Here is a 13,740-nt window from a genome sequence, read left to right as displayed (position 1 = left end):
CGCCTTTTTTATTGCCTGAGGATCAGACCGGGATGTCGATGACCAGTGCCCGGGTCGCCGTTTTCGCCGTCAGCGTCAGCAGCGACTCTTCCTGCAGAAAGGCACCGTCGCCGCACCCGAGCGCTTCCCGATGCGCCGCACCCGATCGGGCTTCCAGCGAACCGTGAATCGACTGCAGATAGGCGCGCGGCCCCTGCAGATGCAGCGCATGCTGCTCGCCCGGCGCCAGTTCAACCTGATGGATCCACACCTGCTGACGCAGTTGCAGGCTCTCATCCACGCCATCCGGCGAGGCGATCAGCTGAGAGGTACGGCCCGCCATCAGGGCCAGTTTCTGCATCCGCGGATTCTCACGCTCCGGGCAGGCGGCCAGCCACAGCTGCATACGGGTCAGCGGGCGCTCTTTGCTCAGGTTGATTTCGGTGTAACTGACCCCCGGCTGGGCTGAGAGCAGCAGCGCCTCCCCTTCCTGCACGCTGATCGTGTTGCCTTCGCTGTCGCGATACTCCGCTTCGCCCTGCAGCACGATGTTAAGCACATCGACCTGCGGATAGGTGCGCGGCTGAAAGGCGGCCCCTGGTGCCAGCACTTCCTGATTCAGTACGCGCAGTGACGCGTAGCCCATCAGTTTTGGATCAAAATAGTGGCCAAAAGAGAAACTGTAGCGGGCCTGCAACCAGCCAAAGTCGGCCTGGCCACATGCGGACGCACTGCGTGTCGTTATCATTATTTACCTCCGGCATCCGGTGACGAGGATCGGTCACGGACTCTATGCACACATGGTAAAAGTCTGGACGCCGGATTGTTAGCCAGTTAATCTGCCGGGCATGTTCAAATTTCCTGACAGAGAAACGGGATGGCTAAAGAGCGTGCGTTAACCCTTGAATCGTTACGCGTAATGGATGCGATTGATCGACGTGGTAGTTTTGCGGCGGCGGCCGATGAGCTGGGCCGCGTGCCCTCTGCACTCAGCTATACCATGCAGAAGCTGGAAGAGGAGCTGGATGTGGTGCTGTTTGACCGCTCCGGCCACCGCACCAAATTTACCAACGTGGGACGCATGCTGCTGGAGCGTGGCCGGGTGCTGCTGGAAGCGGCCGACAAACTCACCACCGATGCCGAAGCGCTGGCGCGTGGCTGGGAAACCCATCTGACCATCGTGACCGAAGCGCTGGTGCCCATCGACGCCCTCTTTCCGCTGGTGACGCGCCTGGCCGACAAAGCCAATACCCAGTTTTCGCTGGTCACCGAAGTGCTGGCGGGGGCATGGGAGCGGCTGGAACAGGGACGGGCCGATATCGTCATCGCCCCCGATATGCACTTCCGCGCCTCAACCGAGATCAACACCCGCAAGCTCTACACCATGATGAGCGTCTATGTCGCCAGTGCCGACCATCCGATCCATAACGAGCCGGAACCGCAGTCTGAAGTGACGCGGGTGAAATACCGCGGCATTGCGGTGGCGGATACCGCGCGTGAGCGCCCGGTGCTGACCGTGCAGCTGCTGGATAAGCAGCAGCGCCTGACCGTCAGCAGCATGGACGACAAGCGCCGTGCGCTGCTGGCGGGTCTGGGCGTGGGAACCATGCCCTATCCGCTGGTGGAGCAGGATATTGCGGAAGGCCGCCTGCGGGTCGTGAGTCCGGAATATACCCGTGAGGTCGACATTATTATGGCGTGGCGGCGGGACAGCATGGGCGAGGCCAAAGCCTGGTGCCTGCGTGAGATCCCGCGCCTGCTGGCGAAGAAAAACTGACGGCGGCAGAGCCTCGCGTTAAGAGCGGCTCAGGCAATCCATCGCCACCGCTCTGAAACTGCTGAAGTCAGTGCTCTCCCGCAGGCGGATCATCGCCCTTTCCCGCAGAAACGTGACAAACAGATCGTAGATCGCCATCGCCTCTTCATATTCGCTTTTGCTGATCGCCAGCAGGAAAATCACATAGGCGGTGTCGTCGCCCCAGGCGATGCCCTGCGGGGCCAGCACGGTGTAGACCACGGTTTTCTTCGCCAGCAGCCCCAGCGAGTGCGGCAGCGCAATGCCTTCGCCGAGCATGGTGCTGACAATCGCTTCGCGCTCCTCCACCGACGGATAGAAAGCAGCATCCACGAACCCCTCCGCCTCCAGCTGATCGCACAACTGCCGGAACAGTTCAGACTGGGTCATTGGCCTGTCGACGATATGAAAGTGCTGAGCATCAAAATATTTCGTCAGCATATAGGGACGGGTCCGATCCACCAGCACCAGCTTGCCGATCTGCTCCAGTTGAAACCCGGTGGGAAACGGTGACATCACCACCACCGGTTTCTCTTTTTCGCTGAGCCGGATGGTCGAGATCACAAAGTCCTCATCGATGCGGCTGCGCGCCTCATATTCACGCTGAGAGAGGCGTGCCGTCACCTTCAGCTGCGGGTATTTGCGCAGCAGCATCGCCTCAATCATCCGCAGCGTCGAGTTACCGCTGTCGCAGACCAGCAGCACCTGAGGATGACGCTGATAGCCCACGTCATAGTGGCGCTCCAGCCCGACACCGATGTGCAGCACCAGAAAGCCAATCTCATTCTCGCTGATGACGTAAGGGGTATATTTCCCCCAACTGGTCACCGCCGCTAAGGTGACATCATAGGCCATGGGGTAGTGCTGCTTGATGTTGCTGAGCAGCGGGTTAGGAATATGGATCTGGTAGCGCACCCGGGTGATCATGGTCTTGATATGGGTAAGCAGATCGGCACGCAGTTGCTGATCGTTCTGCAGATTAAAGTTGTAGTAGGTGTTGATGAAGCTGAGCAGGTAATCCACCAGCGCATCGGCGTCATCCGCATTGATGGCGCTGGGGGCGATAGCCTGAATGCGCCGTGCCGCAATGTTGACCCGCAGCCAGTTCTCTTCAGCCGGTGAGATCGGTTTACTGACCAGCGGGCGCATCAGCGTAATCAGCTGGTGCGCCGCTTCGCGCACGTCATCCCCAATCTCCTCAGCGCCCGGATCGTTAAGCGGATAGCCTTCGCTGATACGGCGCACCGCCACCGCACAGTAGATCCGCAGATAGCGTTCTCCCTCATCGCTGAGGCGGATATTGTGTTCAGCAAAGCAGCGTTGCAGCAGCGGCTGGAGGGTTTCCAGCATACCGCTGTTGAGCGCTTCAATGGTCAGCAGCGGACTCTCCGGCTGTGACTGATCGATTTGCCACAGCAGATCGGTCAGGCAGGTTCGGATCGCCACTTCGCTGCCGAACAGCTTCATGCCGTAGTGAGGCTTGCTTTCAATCGTCAGGTGATAGCGTCCCAGCCACTCGCGCACTTCCGCCATATCGTTCTGCAGGGTGGCGCGGCTGACAAACCACTCCTCGGCCAGCTCCTCAAGTTTCAGCGAATAAGCCGCGGTGAGAAACCGGGTCAGCAGATAACGAATGCGGTCGGGCGACGTGCGCGGGATGCGCAGCGGTGAGGCGCTGTGTTGCTGCAGATGCTGAAAGCGCTGAGCATCCTCAATCTTCAGCTGATAGCCCGCGCCGCGGCTCAGGACGAACTGCGCACCATGTTCAGCCAGCAGCGCATTCAGCGCCGTGATGTCGGTGCGTACGGTGCGGGTCGAGACGGCAAAACGCCGCGCCAGTTCATCCTGAGGCAGCGTTTCGTTTTGCAGGGCATCAAACAGTTGCGCAAGGCGCTGATTGGGAAATCTCACGACAGTTACCTGTTTACAGAGAAAATCAGGGAAACGGAAACTCAGCCTACGGGGATCGTGACGCAACGTCCATGTTGCGTGCGCGGCCTGCCACCCGATCGGCCTGCCGCGCGGCGTGATCCTCAGGGCAGCAGCGTTTTACAGATCGCCAGCAACCGCTGCACATCCTCGATCCGGGTTTCACCACTCGCTTTGTCGATGATCGAACTGTAGACGTGCGGGATCACTTTGCTGACGCCCGCTTCCAGCGCAATGCGCACGATCTCGCCGACGTTCTCCAGATCGATGCCGCCGGTGGGCTCCAGCCAGAAATCCATTTTTGCGCAGGCGTCTGCCACGGCGCGATACTCATCCACCGCCTGCAAACCGCCCATCGGAAAATATTTCACCGAGCTGCCGCCCATATCCTGCAGCATGGCAATCGCGGTTTCGATCGGAACGATCCCGTCAGGCTGTGTTGCGCTGCGCGGGCCGGTCGAGATTTTTACCTTACCCGGCGTGCCGGTGGGTGAGATCAGACCGTTGACGACGGTCTGCGACTGGCCCAGCAGCGCCCGGCTGGTGGCCACGCCGGTGAAGACCTGATTGACATGCTGGGGTTGCAGCACCTCCGCCAGCTCACTCACCATCTGTGACTGCCGGGGATCGCCCGCGCCCAGACCAATTGAGAGTGCGTTGTCGATCAGCGCAGCGTACTCGCTCATGTCGGCGATAGCAGCGTCATTGCTGGCGTAGTTTTTTGACAGCACGCCGACCAGCACATGCCCTTCGGCCGCCTGCCAGATGGCGCGCGCATTCTCTTTTGATCCCGCCAGTACGTTAAGGCAGAGACGATCCTGATAAAAGTTGGGGGTCAGCGTCATGCGTTTTTCTCTCCGGTTAACAGCGTCTGAATACGGGTGAAAATGGTGTGCAGTTGATCGGCGCTGACGCTGCGTACGTCCGCCTCAATGATCCCTTCATTAGCTTTGTAGCCACGGAAATAGATCGCGACGTCGCCGTTTTTCAGCGCCTGCACCAGATCGCCGGTGCGCTGCCCGATCGCCGCTTCGTCAAATTTGATCTCTGCACGGGCGATGTCACGTCCGGCGGCATCCCACACCACGCGGGCCGTGACGCCATTCAGATGGTTCAGCTGTCCGATGAACGGTGTCATTTTTTCCACCATCTGCGCGCCGCTGATTTTTGGCTGAGTCAGATAGTTTTCAATCGCGTGGGTCAGGCCGAGAATGCCCTCTTTGCCGACTTTCATCGCACGGCCAATCCCGTTGGTCTGGCGTTTGACCCACTCAACGTAGTGGTGGCGGCCAATCACCAGGCCGCTGGTCGGGCCTTCCAGCGCTTTTGCACCGCTGTAGATCACCAGGTCAGCGCCCGCTTCGTAGTAGCACTGCAGATCCTCTTCTGCGGCCGCATCGACAATCAGCGGAACGCCGTGCTGGCGCGCAACGGCGGCAGCCTGCGCCACATCAAGGTGACTCTTCTGCACGCAGTGATGCGATTTCACATAGAGGATCGCCGCGGTCTGTGGGGTGATCGCCGCCGCCAGCTGCGCGGGCGAACACTCATTGCTGTAACCCGCCTCCACCAGCTGGCCGCCTCCCAGCGCCACCATGCTGCCGACCGGTGCGCCGTAGTTCACGTTATGCCCTTTCGGCACCACAATCTGATGCGGGACGCTGAGCGGCGCAGCATGCAGGTTATCCAGCAGCCATTCGTTATCTTTTACGATGACCGCCGCCACGCTCTGGGCGATGCCTGCCGAGGCACAGGAGACCACTACCGCGTTCTCCACTTTCAGCAGACCGGCGATGTAAGCCCCGGTTTTATCGACCAGGTCTTTCATTTCGAAGTAGTGATCGAGGCCATATTTCACCGTGTCGATCACGTCGCTCGACGGCGTGGAGACGCCGAGAATCGTCATACGGCCAGAGGCGTTAATCACCGGCTTCAGGCCATACTTTTCATAAACCGAGGTCATGTGCTGCTCCTTCTTCTGTCGCGATCCACTGACCCGCGACGACTGCCGCCAGCGGGACCAGATGCTTCTCACCGGTCACCGTTTCACCTTCTGAATCGATGAAGGGCCGGTTTTCCTCTTTGACGCTAAAAATGGTCAGGTCGGCGTCATAGCCGACTTTCAGCTGCCCCTTGCGCGGCAGCCGCAGCCCTGCCGCCGCGTTGACCGTCACGCAGTCAATCACCTGCGGTAGCGTCATGCCGACGCTGAAGAATTTCGACATGACATGGGCCAGGCTGTGAACCGGGCCAGCCAGACGGTTGCGGCAGTAAATGTCAGAGCTGATGGTATCGGGCAGAATGCCCTGCGCTATCGCCACCCGGGCGACCTCAAAACTGAAACTGGCACCGCCGTGGCCGACATCGAGCTTCACGCCGCGCGCGATAGCCTGTTTAACGGCGGCCTTGAGTTCGCCCTGCGGCGTCAGAATGCGGTTGGGTTTGCCGTTAAAGCAGTGGGTGATGATGTCGCCCGTGGTGAGCAGATCCGCAATCTGGTCAAGATTGGGCGGATTGTTGCCAATGTGGACCATCAGCGGCAGCCCGCCGCTCTGCTGCTGAATCGCCTTCGCGCGGATCAGCGGCTGGATACCGTTTTCACCCACCACGCTGCTGCTGATGCGCGCCTTCAGGCCCACGATAAAATCGGGCAGCCGGGCCACCGCCTGCTGCACCGCCTCGCCATCGATCTGCCTCATGTCGGCCAGTTCGTTCTGAGTGACGATACCGGTGCGGGCGATGTTGATCAGGGCATACACCTGGGTCTGCGCCGCGCGGGTCAGCTGGTAAAAGTCATCAATATGATCGGCACCGGTGCTGCCCGCATCGACTACCGTCGTCACGCCGTGGGCCACGCCTATCGCATCGGCTTCATCATGGTAGATGGGGGATTTGGGATAGCAGTGAACGTGGGAGTCGATCCAGCCTGCGCTGAGGTAGTAGCGACCCGCCAGATCGCGTTCCTGGTGTGCGCTGCCCTGCACCCGGCCAACGGCGGCGATGCGGCCATCCTGCACCGCGATGTCGACCACCTGCTCATCGCTGAGTCGTGCAGCGCGGATAATCAAGTCGTACATGGTTTCTCCTTAACGGCAGCCCGCTACCGGGCTGCCGGTGAGATCAGAGCGCGATCGGGAAAATCGCACCGAGGATCATGGCGCCGAGGATGGCGCCACCGGTGATCGGCTTGTTCCAGAGATAGAACAGCAGCGCCCCCAGCAGTGAACCCAGACCAATCGGAATCGACGCCGTCATGGCTGACAGGATAATCAGCGGGCCAAGGAAGCGTCCGGAGGCATTACCCGCGCCCATCATGACGTCTGCGCCGTAGGTGGAGTCGCTCTGATTGATGGTGAATTTACGCGCCAGGATAATGACGTAGCCAATCGCCACCCCAATCACCAGACCCGTCGCCAGCGAGGCGGCAAAGTTCGCCACCGGGAAGACGATACCTGCGCCCAACAGCAGGGCCGGAACGCCCAGGCCGACACCGGTCTGAATCGCGCCGCCGATATCCAGAATCCCCACCAGCGACCCTTCGATAATGCGGGCGAACAGGAAGCTGGCACCAAAGGCGGCGACCGCGCCGTAGACGCCGGTCTCCATGCCAGAGCGCAGCATCGACACAAACGCCACTTCGTTGAACGCGCCGATGCCATAGAGGTAGTACATGTGGGTTCCGGCAAACACGCCGGCGGAGAGCAGGCCAACAAAGATCGGGAAAGACCAGTCGGCGTACCAGAAGCCTTTATTTTCGTTCATTGCATCGCCTCCTATTTGCCGCTGACGGAGTTATGGATCATGTCGAGCCAGCCGGGAATGCCAAGCTGGAAGGACTGCAGCAGTTTCATATCGAAACCGCGGAAGAAGCCGCTCAGCACAAACAGCAGGACGATGGCGGTCATCATCACTTTGGTGACCCGGTTCCAGCCGCTCTCTTCGACCCCTTTGCCGATCAGAATACCCAGCACCAGGCCCGGCACGGCGTTGCCCATGATCAGCTGTGCCAGACCGCCAAAAATGGTGGCCCAGAAGCCTGACTTTTTGCCCGCGTCGATGGCCGCCAGCCAGAAGATGACCGGCATGACGGTGTTAACCAGCAGGTTAGCCGCCGGCACCAGCACTTTAACGGCCGTGACCTGAAGCGCCGCCGGAACGGCCGAGGCGGTGGAGTTGAGGAAGGCGACCACGACCATGCCGATAATGCCGCAGGCGATGGCCATTTTTTTCGGATTGTGCAGCGTTTCCGCCACGTTGCGGTTTTTGACCATCAGTGCCGCCGCACCCCAGTTTGGAATGATGCGGTGATCCACATCCTGGGTGAATGAACCGGCTGCAACAGAGGATGCCCAGGCGTTGAAAAAGAAGCCGAGACCAAAGGAGAAGTGGGAAGCGGGATCGCCTTCGCATGAGTTCAGCTCGCCCAGCGTACGAAAGGCGCCCATCCCCTGGGTGGTTGGCGCATGAAACATGCGTGCGGCACCCGCGCCGACGCCGACGCCCACCAGCCCGCCAATGATCAACGACTTAAACAAAATGATTAAAAACATGTTGTTGTACCTTGTTGTCGTTTTTTTAATCCCGTCAGACTTCAGCCGCCGCCGCCTCACTCCGGCCTGCCCGACGCGCGTGCGCGACAGCAGAGGAGCGGGCTACAGACAGGCTGACGTTAACAGGCGCTGTTTTATGATGCCGCCGTAAACGTCACCTGTTCGGTGTCGAAAACGGTGACGCTGACGGTGATCTCCAGCGTAACGCTGTAGTTCCGCCGCTGGCGCGCCAGAAAGAAGAAGAGAAACTTCTCGGTCCTGACGCTCTCCTGCGCGCGCAGCACCCGGACATCCTGAGGTTCAATGCGCAGCAGAATTTTTTGTGTCGCGCGCAGAACCTGGTTCTGCACACGACTCAGGGCATCGGCGAAGGCTTTCGCTTTGGTGTCGCCTTTGCCCTCGACCGTCACCTGGGTAACGTAGTGTTCTTTCATAATCAGCTGCCGTGCTTCTTGTTCCAGGCCTGCACCAGCCGCTCACCCAGCTCTTCTTTGTCCATAAAGCCGAAGCCCAGTACGGTGGCCCCTTCGTTGATGGCGGTCACCCCTTCATCGATAGAGCGCATGCCATGCTTCGCTTTGTAGCCATATTTGTTCTGCGCGGTGATGGCACCTGCGCCGCCGCTGCCGCAGAACGAGATGCCGAAGTCGGCGTTTTCTGCCTTCATGACGTCACCCAGTTTCATGTCCGCCGCCACACCCGGTACCACCACCGCACGGCCACCCGCTTTTTCGATTCCTGCGGCCACTTTCTGCCCTTTCCCTAAACGATCGCCAATCACGACTGTCACCATGTTCTTTTCCTCTTCAGTTGTTGGATCGTGCGACTTCAATGTGAACCGACAGCAGCCAGGCCTCTTCACGCGGCAGATTGCCAAACAGATCCACCACCTGCTGCGCCAGCGCGACGGTTTCCGGCGGAATATCCTCAAACAGCTCCGCTTCCACTTCCGGCAGCGGCTCGCCACTCAGAGAGCGTGATGCCATGGCCCGGACGTGGGATTCCAGCATCTGCTGCTGAACCGCGTTGGGCTGGATACCATGCTGCTGATAGATCGCCGCAATTTGCGTCATGACACGTTCTGCCAGTTGCTGCACTTTCTCCGGTGGCGCTTCATACACCGGGATGCCGTTATTGCTCACCTTGTTACTCCTGTTGAACCGGATAATTCGCGTTGAAAATAAATTAACCGTCCCGGCTCCCGCTGTGGAGAGGCAACATTTCCAGCAGCAAGCGGAAATTGAGGTGAAGGCTGTGCGTCAGATCGCAGAGTGCACACTTCGTGCGAAAAATGACTCTTTGTGCGCAAAATAATGAATTTAACCGTGCCGGATCTTGATGTTGTGCAACATCACGGCAGGTCCGATACGTTTTAAGGCGCGGTGATAAGCAGAAGTGATGGAAAAAACCGCCGGTCGGGCTGACCGGCGGTCTGATTAGCGGAATTTCTTATGGTTGGTATTGCGGATCTCATCAAACTTCGCGGCTTCGCGCTTTGCGCCCTCCACGTTGTTCGCTTTCGCCAGCGTGCTGACCACGTCGATCTGCGCAATCAGCGAGTCGAGACCGGCGTGATAATCTTTGATCTGCGCGCTGTCAGCAGGCTGACCTTCCAGCTTATCGGGCGTGGACTGCTTCGCATCCTGCGCTGCCGCACGCATCCGGGTTAATGCCTGCTGCATCTCCCGGGCATCGTCCGTTTTTTTGACGATTTTCAGGTTCGCATTCAGCGTGTCCATATCCTGCTCCAGATCCGCCGCACAGAGGCTGACGCTGGAGAACATCAGAGAAGCCGACAACATTGCAATTAGCTGCTTACGCATCATTACTTCCTTTTTATTGTGACGAAAAAAAAGCAGCCAACAGGCTGCTTCAGGAATGCGTCGTTATTGTCCCGCTATCTTCATTTCAGGCAGTAAGACTGAACCGCACTGAATATTGCTGCGGGTTTCGATATCGTCGCCGATGGTCACCATATTGCGCCACATCTCTTTGAGATTACCGGCGATGGTAATTTCACTGACCGGATACTGAATCACGCCATTTTCGACCCAGAAACCGGCCGCACCGCGCGAGTAGTCACCGGTGATGGCGCTGACACCCTGTCCCATCAGTTCGGTGACCACCAGACCGGTGCCCATCTGCTTCAGCAGATCGTCAAAGCTGTGGCCCTGACCGGCAATGCGCCAGTTGTGAATGCCACCCGCGTGACCGGTGCTGGTCAGGCCCAGTTTACGGGCGGAGTAGCTGGTTAACAGCCAGGTCTGCAGGACGCCCGCCTGGATAATGTCGCGCGCCTGGGTGCGCACCCCTTCGCTGTCGAATGGCGTCGAGGCGAGACCTTTCAGCAGGTGCGGCTGCTCACTGATGGTGAGCCACTCCGGCAGGATCTGCTGACCCATCGCATCCAGCAGGAAGGTTGATTTCCGGTAAACGCTGCTGCCGCTGATCGCCCCGACCAGATGACCAAACAGGCCGGTCGCCACTTCAGAGGCGAAAATCACCGGCGCTTTCATGGTCGGAAGTTTGCGTGGGGCAAGACGGGAGAGCGTGCGACGCGCGCACTCTGCGCCGACCCACTCCGGGCTTTTCAGATCCTCAAACGCGCGGCCGATGGTGTAGGCGTAGTCGCGCTCCATGTTGCCATCCTGCTCGGCGATCACGCAGCTGGAGAGCGAGTGACGGCTTGAGCAGTAGCTCTGCAGCATGCCGTGGCTGTTACCGAACACCTTGATGCCGACATGACTGTTAAAGCTGCCGCCTTCGGTGTTGGTGATACGCTTGTCTGCGCGCAGTGAAGCCTCTTCAGCCTGTGCGGCCAGTTCAATGGCGCGGTCGGCATCGATCTCCCACGGGTGGTAGAGATCCAGGTCTGGCGCATCATAGGCCAGCAGCGCCGCATCCGCCGGGCCGGCAAAGGGATCGGGCGAGGTGTAGCGCGCAATATCGATCGCCGCCTGCACGGTACGTTTGATCGCGTCCGGGCTGAGGTCGGTCGATGAGGCGCTGCCTTTACGGTTCTGATGATAGACGGTGATGCCCAGCGCACCGTCGCTGTTGAATTCGACGTTTTCCACTTCGCCATAGCGGGTGCTGACCCCGATGCCGGTGGTTTTACTGACCGCTACTTCCGCGCTGTCAGTGCTTGCTTTAGCCAGTTCAAGTGCCTGCGCAATCGCCTGCTCCAGTACTTTTCGCTGTTCTGCAACCTGAGTAGATACGTTCATCGACCTGCCGTCTAATCTTATGTGTGAATGATTTGAGTCTATCAGAGTCAGAGAACAATTTCGCAGTCACCCGATAAACTGGTAGGATTAGCCTCTTTTTTTTGGGAGCCCGGAAATGACCAGACAGCCCGATGAGTGGCTCGACGATGTGCCAGATAATGACGAACAGGAAGATGAAGAGATTATCTGGGTCAGTAAGAGTGAAATTAAACGCGATGCCGAAGAGTTAAAACGCCTGGGCGCCGAACTGGTAGAACTGGGTAAAAACTCGCTGGATAAGATCCCGCTGGATGAGCGTCTGCGCACCGAGATCGAACTGGCGCAGCGTATTAAGAAAGAGGGCCGTCGCCGTCAGCTGCAGCTGATCGGTAAACTGCTGCGCAGTATTGATGTCGAGCCGATCCGCGTTGCGCTGGACAAGCTCAAGAACCGCCACAACCAGCAGGTTGCGCTGTTCCATAAACTGGAAATGCTGCGCGATCGTCTGATTGAACAGGGCGATGAGGCGATCAGCGACGTGATTGCACTCTATCCTGACGCCGACCGTCAGCAGCTGCGCAGTATGATCCGCAACGCGCAGAAAGAGAAAGCGGGCAACAAGCCGCCGAAGTCAGCCCGTCAGATTTTCCAGTACCTGCGCGAACTGGCCGAAGCCTGATAGCCCGGATAGCCGGTCTGTTGTGGCCGGTAGCAGGAAGCACGTCAGAACGTCACCGGAAAATGAGCGCCCGTTACGGGCGCCCGTCATCTCAGGCCAGTCTGTCCAGCAGCTTCTGGTGAATGCCGCCAAACCCGCCGTTGCTCATCACCAGAATCGAGTCGCCTGGCTGTGCGGCTTTCGCCACCATCTCGACCAGCGTATCGATATCTGCGCTCCAGTGCGCAGGCGGAATGCACGCTTCGGCGACGTCAGAAACCTGCCACGGAATGTGGTGCGGCTGGAACAGAAAGACCTCATCCGCCCGCGCCAGTGACGGCGCCAGATCGTTTTTGCTGACGCCCATCTTCATGGTATTCGAGCGCGGCTCCAGAACAGCCAGAATGCGCGCTCTGCCACCAACCTTGCTGCGCAGGGCCGCCAGCGTTGCCAGAATCGCGGTCGGATGGTGCGCAAAGTCATCATACACTTTGATGCTGTTCACTTCGCCACGCAGCTCCAGCCGGCGACGCGCATTGATAAAACTGTTCAGCGCCTGGCCTGCATCTTCCGGTTTCACACCCACATGACGCGCCGCGGCGATCGCCATCAACCCGTTATGCATATTGTGTTCGCCGACCAGCGCCCAGTTCACCTCGCCGACCTTCTCGCCGTCGAGCCAGATTTCCCAGTGCGAGGCATCGGGCGTCAGCTTCTTCGCCTGCCAGCGCCCGTGGTCGCCCACGCTCTCCTGCTCGCTCCAGCAGCCCATCGCCATCACCTGCCTGATGTTGGCGTCATGCTCCGGCAGCAGGATCTTGCCCTGGCCCGGCACGATCCGGACCAGATGGTGGAACTGCTTCTGGATCGCCCGCAGGTCGTCAAAGATATCGGCGTGATCGAACTCAAGGTTGTTGAGGATCAGGGTTCGCGGGCAGTAATGGACAAACTTGGAACGCTTGTCGAAAAAGGCGCAGTCATACTCATCCGCCTCAATGACGAAGAATGGACTTTTTCCTAATTTTGCCGAGACATCGAAGTTTCCTGGCACCCCACCAATAATGAAGCCGGGTTCCAGGCCGCAGGCCTCGAGAATCCACGCTGCCATGCCGGCTGTGGTGGTTTTCCCGTGGGTTCCCGCCACCGCCAGCACCCAGCGGTCGCGTAACACGAAATCGTGCAGCCACTGTGGGCCGGAGAGGTAAGGAATGTTGCGTTCCAGCACCGCTTCCACACAGGGATTACCGCGCGTCATCGCATTACCGATAATCACCAGGTCAGGGGCCGGGTCGAGCTGGCTCGCATCGTAACCTTCTGTTAATTCAATGCCTTGCTGTTCGAGCAACGTGCTCATTGGCGGGTAAACGTTGGCGTCTGAACCGGTCACCTGATGACCAAGTGAACGGGCCAGCACGGCCAGACCGCCCATAAAAGTGCCACAAATCCCGAGGATGTGAATGCGCATAACGTGATCCATTACTCTAAAGTTCGGCGCACAGTGTAACCCTGCTCGCAGACGGAAGAAACGGATTAGGACTATGGTTTTTGAAGTTCAATCGGCTAAACTGCGTACGCATCCGTTGGCAGACTGTTACGCGTGCTGCCACTCCATCGCAGATTCAG

15 protein-coding genes are annotated in these 13,740 nt (G+C 59.0%); 2 read left to right on the top strand and 13 right to left on the bottom strand.

Annotation, left to right across the window (positions count from 1 at the left end):
• Positions 1-22: 22 nt before the first annotated feature.
• Entirely contained in the window at positions 23-727 is a 705-nt protein-coding gene (locus HFD92_RS18125) for a pirin family protein (RefSeq protein ID WP_046102590.1), read from the bottom strand.
• Positions 728-856: 129 nt separating this feature from the next.
• On the opposite strand from HFD92_RS18125, the gene HFD92_RS18120 reads away from it, so the two are divergent.
• Positions 857-1,756 carry a LysR family transcriptional regulator gene (locus tag HFD92_RS18120; protein ID WP_009087386.1) on the top strand — a complete coding sequence of 300 codons (900 nt, stop codon included), beginning with the start codon at positions 857-859 and terminating at the stop codon, positions 1,754-1,756.
• Positions 1,757-1,774: 18 nt separating this feature from the next.
• Here HFD92_RS18120 and HFD92_RS18115 read toward each other — a convergent pair whose 3' ends face one another.
• The 11 genes from HFD92_RS18115 to pmbA all read right to left on the bottom strand — a co-directional run bounded on the left by HFD92_RS18115 (position 1,775) and on the right by pmbA (position 11,480).
• Positions 1,775-3,685: a transcription antiterminator gene (locus HFD92_RS18115; RefSeq protein ID WP_009087389.1), complete on the bottom strand. Its 1,911-nt coding sequence runs from the start codon at positions 3,683-3,685 to the stop codon at positions 1,775-1,777.
• A 122-nt stretch (positions 3,686-3,807) separates the two neighbouring features.
• Entirely contained in the window at positions 3,808-4,548 is a 741-nt protein-coding gene (locus tag HFD92_RS18110) for a KDGP aldolase family protein (protein WP_009087391.1), read from the bottom strand.
• Entirely contained in the window at positions 4,545-5,666 is a 1,122-nt protein-coding gene (locus HFD92_RS18105; protein WP_167429423.1) for a DgaE family pyridoxal phosphate-dependent ammonia lyase, read from the bottom strand. The genes HFD92_RS18110 and HFD92_RS18105 overlap by 4 nt, the downstream gene beginning before the upstream one ends.
• Positions 5,650-6,780, bottom strand: coding sequence for an amidohydrolase/deacetylase family metallohydrolase (locus tag HFD92_RS18100; RefSeq protein WP_046102593.1), 1,131 nt, complete (start codon positions 6,778-6,780; stop codon positions 5,650-5,652). Before HFD92_RS18100 ends, HFD92_RS18105 begins: the two co-directional genes overlap by 17 nt.
• A gap of 43 nt (positions 6,781-6,823) precedes the next feature.
• Positions 6,824-7,465, bottom strand: coding sequence for a DUF4310 family protein (locus HFD92_RS18095; RefSeq protein WP_009087397.1), 642 nt, complete (start codon positions 7,463-7,465; stop codon positions 6,824-6,826).
• A gap of 11 nt (positions 7,466-7,476) precedes the next feature.
• On the bottom strand, positions 7,477-8,253 hold the full coding sequence (locus HFD92_RS18090; RefSeq protein WP_009087399.1) for a DUF4311 domain-containing protein: 777 nt from the start codon (positions 8,251-8,253) through the stop codon (positions 7,477-7,479).
• Positions 8,254-8,387: 134 nt separating this feature from the next.
• Positions 8,388-8,687, bottom strand: coding sequence for a DUF4312 family protein (locus HFD92_RS18085; protein ID WP_009087401.1), 300 nt, complete (start codon positions 8,685-8,687; stop codon positions 8,388-8,390).
• Positions 8,688-8,689: 2 nt separating this feature from the next.
• Positions 8,690-9,046, bottom strand: a complete 357-nt coding sequence (locus HFD92_RS18080; protein ID WP_009087404.1) for an SFCGS family glycine-rich protein — start codon at positions 9,044-9,046, stop codon at positions 8,690-8,692.
• A 13-nt stretch (positions 9,047-9,059) separates the two neighbouring features.
• The gene (locus HFD92_RS18075; protein ID WP_009087405.1) at positions 9,060-9,395 is read right to left on the bottom strand and encodes a glycine dehydrogenase; all 336 of its coding nucleotides are present in this window, start codon (positions 9,393-9,395) and stop codon (positions 9,060-9,062) included.
• Positions 9,396-9,689: 294 nt separating this feature from the next.
• Positions 9,690-10,076 carry a cytochrome b562 gene (cybC, locus tag HFD92_RS18070; RefSeq protein WP_046102594.1) on the bottom strand — a complete coding sequence of 129 codons (387 nt, stop codon included), beginning with the start codon at positions 10,074-10,076 and terminating at the stop codon, positions 9,690-9,692.
• A gap of 63 nt (positions 10,077-10,139) precedes the next feature.
• On the bottom strand, positions 10,140-11,480 hold the full coding sequence (gene pmbA / locus HFD92_RS18065; protein ID WP_009087411.1) for a metalloprotease PmbA: 1,341 nt from the start codon (positions 11,478-11,480) through the stop codon (positions 10,140-10,142).
• 115 nt (positions 11,481-11,595) lie between these two features.
• Between pmbA and yjgA the strand changes: the two genes are divergently transcribed.
• On the top strand, positions 11,596-12,138 hold the full coding sequence (gene yjgA / locus HFD92_RS18060; RefSeq protein WP_009087413.1) for a ribosome biogenesis factor YjgA: 543 nt from the start codon (positions 11,596-11,598) through the stop codon (positions 12,136-12,138).
• Between the two features lie 91 nt (positions 12,139-12,229).
• Here yjgA and mpl read toward each other — a convergent pair whose 3' ends face one another.
• The gene (mpl, locus tag HFD92_RS18055) at positions 12,230-13,582 is read right to left on the bottom strand and encodes a UDP-N-acetylmuramate:L-alanyl-gamma-D-glutamyl-meso-diaminopimelate ligase (RefSeq protein WP_009087414.1); all 1,353 of its coding nucleotides are present in this window, start codon (positions 13,580-13,582) and stop codon (positions 12,230-12,232) included.
• Positions 13,583-13,740: the final 158 nt, after the last annotated feature.

The organism is Pantoea sp. EKM101V, from assembly GCF_011800325.1.
Classification (GTDB): Bacteria; Pseudomonadota; Gammaproteobacteria; order Enterobacterales; family Enterobacteriaceae; genus Pantoea; species Pantoea anthophila.
The sequence above is the reverse complement of the archived record's forward strand: the minus strand, read 5'-3'. Positions and strand labels throughout refer to the sequence as shown.

What these genes read in the sequence shown, in the direction of transcription:
- cybC (WP_046102594.1), bottom strand. Translation starts at nt 10,076, where the DNA reads ATGCGTAAGCAGCTAATTGCAATGTTGTCGGCTTCTCTGATGTTCTCC.
- HFD92_RS18110 (WP_009087391.1), bottom strand. Translation starts at nt 4,548, where the DNA reads ATGACGCTGACCCCCAACTTTTATCAGGATCGTCTCTGCCTTAACGTA.
- HFD92_RS18125 (WP_046102590.1), bottom strand. Translation starts at nt 727, where the DNA reads ATGATAACGACACGCAGTGCGTCCGCATGTGGCCAGGCCGACTTTGGC.
- pmbA (WP_009087411.1), bottom strand. Translation starts at nt 11,480, where the DNA reads ATGAACGTATCTACTCAGGTTGCAGAACAGCGAAAAGTACTGGAGCAG.
- HFD92_RS18095 (WP_009087397.1), bottom strand. Translation starts at nt 7,465, where the DNA reads ATGAACGAAAATAAAGGCTTCTGGTACGCCGACTGGTCTTTCCCGATC.
- HFD92_RS18105 (WP_167429423.1), bottom strand. Translation starts at nt 5,666, where the DNA reads ATGACCTCGGTTTATGAAAAGTATGGCCTGAAGCCGGTGATTAACGCC.
- HFD92_RS18100 (WP_046102593.1), bottom strand. Translation starts at nt 6,780, where the DNA reads ATGTACGACTTGATTATCCGCGCTGCACGACTCAGCGATGAGCAGGTG.
- HFD92_RS18120 (WP_009087386.1), top strand. Translation starts at nt 857, where the DNA reads ATGGCTAAAGAGCGTGCGTTAACCCTTGAATCGTTACGCGTAATGGAT.
- yjgA (WP_009087413.1), top strand. Translation starts at nt 11,596, where the DNA reads ATGACCAGACAGCCCGATGAGTGGCTCGACGATGTGCCAGATAATGAC.
- mpl (WP_009087414.1), bottom strand. Translation starts at nt 13,582, where the DNA reads ATGCGCATTCACATCCTCGGGATTTGTGGCACTTTTATGGGCGGTCTG.
- HFD92_RS18085 (WP_009087401.1), bottom strand. Translation starts at nt 8,687, where the DNA reads ATGAAAGAACACTACGTTACCCAGGTGACGGTCGAGGGCAAAGGCGAC.
- HFD92_RS18080 (WP_009087404.1), bottom strand. Translation starts at nt 9,046, where the DNA reads ATGGTGACAGTCGTGATTGGCGATCGTTTAGGGAAAGGGCAGAAAGTG.
- HFD92_RS18090 (WP_009087399.1), bottom strand. Translation starts at nt 8,253, where the DNA reads ATGTTTTTAATCATTTTGTTTAAGTCGTTGATCATTGGCGGGCTGGTG.